3 protein-coding genes are annotated in these 3,264 nt (G+C 41.5%); all 3 read right to left on the reverse strand.

Going from position 1 to position 3,264, the window contains the following annotated elements; translation table 11 throughout:
• Window positions 1-346 precede the first annotated feature (346 nt).
• On the reverse strand, window positions 347-1,069 hold the full coding sequence (locus LD39_RS11570) for a toast rack family protein (protein ID WP_035546516.1): 723 nt from the start codon (window positions 1,067-1,069) through the stop codon (window positions 347-349).
• Window positions 1,070-1,219: 150 nt separating this feature from the next.
• Window positions 1,220-2,383 (reverse strand): S-layer homology domain-containing protein, encoded by a 1,164-nt coding sequence (locus LD39_RS11575; protein WP_035546517.1) that lies wholly within the window; start codon window positions 2,381-2,383, stop codon window positions 1,220-1,222.
• 538 nt (window positions 2,384-2,921) lie between these two features.
• Window positions 2,922-3,113 (reverse strand): YjzC family protein, encoded by a 192-nt coding sequence (locus LD39_RS11580; protein WP_035546520.1) that lies wholly within the window; start codon window positions 3,111-3,113, stop codon window positions 2,922-2,924.
• Between the last annotated feature and the right edge of the window lie 151 nt (window positions 3,114-3,264).

Raw genomic sequence — 3,264 nt, forward strand, 5'->3', positions numbered from 1 at the left:
TCATGTTCATCCCATAGGAGTCTCGCAATTTCCCGGATCTCCTTGAAGTTGTTGGGAGAACGGAAACACCTCAATGGAAATGAAACACTGTATGGAAACTATTAAAAGACTTCCGCAGAGACCTCACAGGGAGTAAAACGACCGAGGAGGCTTGCCAGTTCCCCCACAGGAATGAGAGGTGTTTCCCAGCCATTCCTGACTCTTTTAATGCAACGGACCAGAAGTATCTCGAAATCAGGTCTTCCACAATCCTGCACGTTGTTGAATGAAGAGCCGTATTTTGTATTGCTGAAATAAAAAGTTAAGACGCTTATCCATAGTTGGGTAAGCGTCTTATTAATTCTCATTACTTAGAAACTATTTCAATATCACCAACACCAAGATCAGCATCAATATCCATGACGACATCTGCACCATCTTCATAAGCTTTGTTCACATACGTACGATCACCTTTTACAATCAAATCCTCGACATGGATGTCCCCAACACCTTTGTCAGCTCTTATCTTGACGCCGACCTCTTTAGGAATATAAATCGTCGTGTTTCCGACACCTGAATCAATCTTTACGTTCAAGCTTTCGTTCCAATCTCCCGATAAATCAAGGGTAACGTCTCCAACCCCTGTATCCACATCAAGATCTTCCAGGTTCATTCCTCTAAGGTCCAGATGAGAATCGGACACCCCTGTTTCGACACTCAATTCTGTCGGGACTTCTTTATTCAACTGGAGGTCCCATTTCGTCTCATTCTCTTTACTAAAACCGATGTTGAACTTTTTCTGCTTTTGACTGAGGTCTAAATCCCCCTGGGTGCCTTTCAGCTTATAAGAAACAACCGGTTTTAGTTTGGAATGATTGTATTGAAACTGTCCATCCAGCCAGTTCTTTGATCCAGGGGAGATATCCAATTCTCCAACTCCTAAATCAATGTCTACAGATAAGGATTCAGCAGCATCACGATCGACGGTTTCATTTTCACTTTCGGTATCACCGGCCTGAACGAATTGGCATCCGGCTAATAGCAGGACAGCAGCTGCACTCACACCGGCCAACTGGATCAATTTTTTCATCATCATCGCTCCCTTAATTCTCTATCCTCATTATAGTCTCGATGGAGGGGATGGAGAACGACCTCAGGTATAAGATTGAACTAAGTCCAGAGACGTATTTACTTATTAAAAAACGAGAGCTCAGCCTTTAAAGGCCGAGCTCTTCCGCTTTTAATATTCATCACTTAGCAATCTTGCCATCATAGCGGCAAATTCACTCCGCTTAATACTAGACGTCGGTCTGAACGTTCCATCCGGGTAACCATTGACGATCTCATTCGCCACCAAATTTTGAATATAAGGATAGGACCAGCGCGATTTGTTCACATCAGAGAATTTTACATCGCTTCTGCCTTCAAGGAAGTAGGATTTGACCACAAGCGCAGCCATTTCTTCACGGCTGAGGGAGGCATTTGGTCGGAAGGTTCCATCACTATATCCGGATAAAATTCCGGCACTTTCCATCGCTCCGATATATTCAGATGCCCAGTGAGTGCGTGGTACATCTTTGAATTCTGCTATTTCCGGATAAAGACCAAGCTCTCTTGCGATAACGGCGGCTGCCTCGGACCTTGTTATCCGGTTATTTGTCCCAAACGTTCCATCAGGATAACCATTCATCAAGTTTTGTTCTACCATATAGTCAACATAAGGTTCTGCCCACGTGCCAACAACATCCGGAAAAGAGATAGGAGGCTCTTCATAGGTATATTGAACATCAAATAGATAAGGCTCAGCTGCATCGTAATCATCGGTACCGTTCACCAACACGATATAATGGGGACCAGGAGTAACCCCTTCAATCGTCTCGAAAATAAATTTAAGTCCTCCATCTATGTAGCCTTCTGTCTCTATGATGTCTAGGATTTCCCAATCAGGAGTAACCACTAATGCGATTGGAATAGTAGAGTCAGCGTATTCGTTGGAGACAGTTGTGATTTCAATATCTCCTCTAGAAGGGAGATCCATCTGATAGAAATCAAGATCTTCAAAACTATCGAAGTACCCCATACCATAGCTTCCATACGGAACCCAATCAGCTAATTCCATCGAGTCATTTGGCTCATATTCATAGAAGATTTCGCTGTCAAATGAGGAGGCTTTGAATTTGCCTTCTTCACTTTTTTCCCGCTCGCTCATTTTATCAAATTTTTCCTTAAGCTCGACTGTCTTCTCGGTGTTTTTCGGCAGAGGTTTCAGCTGATCAGGGAGTTCGACAGCTTCTTTCAATCGGTCAGAAGTCGTTTCGGCATAAGAGGCACCAGGTAGGGCAGTGGTCATGATTCCGGTCATAAGCAGAAGAGATGTCAGCATGGGAACGGGTTGAAATTTCATCGTTTTCCTCCTCGTAATCTAGTAATAGCAAAGTGAGTTTACCATATACAGGAAGGAAAACGATGTCGTTTCTACCCACAAGCTTTGTAGTTTTACTCATCAAAATAGGACAAATACTGCGAATATGATAAAAGGAATCTCCATACATCCGGAAGTTCCTGAAATTTTTCGGTTATTCCCTATCTTTTTGTTGTGTTATCCATCGGTTCCAGTAATGCTTTGGGGTTATGATAAAGGGGTCTTGTGATTTTCTTGTCTTCATTCATATTTTCATCTTTTTCTGCAGACTGTGATTCAGAGCAGCCACCATAAAGAAGATTAGTCCAGTTAACAGAACAAAAGGAAGACTTTTAAATAGAATTATTTGCCTCCAATCATTTTTATTGATTATATGTGTTCATCCTCCCGTAGGTTTCATGTACAAACGTATTCAGGAGAGGGACTCAAGCAAATAGACGGATTATGTGTATATCTGAACAAGTTATTTCAAAATAAAGAAGCCCTGTCCTCCTTAAGAGGTCAGGGCTTCACATGTGTTTTAGTTATTTGAAGCTTTCCAATAAGCAGCTTCTTTTTTAGAGCGAAGCGGTGGGAAAGTTTCGCCACTTTCCAGTTTCACGTGTTTTTCATCTTCTGTGATGTCGCTCTCATTTCCACCGTCTACTAACCCATCAAATTTGTACGTACCGTTTTTAGGTGCTTTCTCTCCAGTCTTGTAACGTTCAGCCATTTGAATTCATCTCCCTTTCTAAAATTTGGAATTTTTTGTACACATAAGTTATATATCCAGCTAGAAGGGAAAGAAAACCATTTTTATATATTAATATAATAATTGATTCAATATGCTCATAACCGTTTCTAAAGTTCTATTTTGTTTTTTT

Source organism: Halobacillus sp. BBL2006 (genome assembly GCF_000786645.1).
Classification (GTDB): domain Bacteria; phylum Bacillota; class Bacilli; order Bacillales; family Halobacillaceae; genus Halobacillus.

What these genes read in the sequence shown, in the direction of transcription:
- LD39_RS11570 (WP_035546516.1), bottom strand. Translation starts at nt 1,069, where the DNA reads ATGAAAAAATTGATCCAGTTGGCCGGTGTGAGTGCAGCTGCTGTCCTG.
- LD39_RS11575 (WP_035546517.1), bottom strand. Translation starts at nt 2,383, where the DNA reads ATGAAATTTCAACCCGTTCCCATGCTGACATCTCTTCTGCTTATGACC.
- LD39_RS11580 (WP_035546520.1), bottom strand. Translation starts at nt 3,113, where the DNA reads ATGGCTGAACGTTACAAGACTGGAGAGAAAGCACCTAAAAACGGTACG.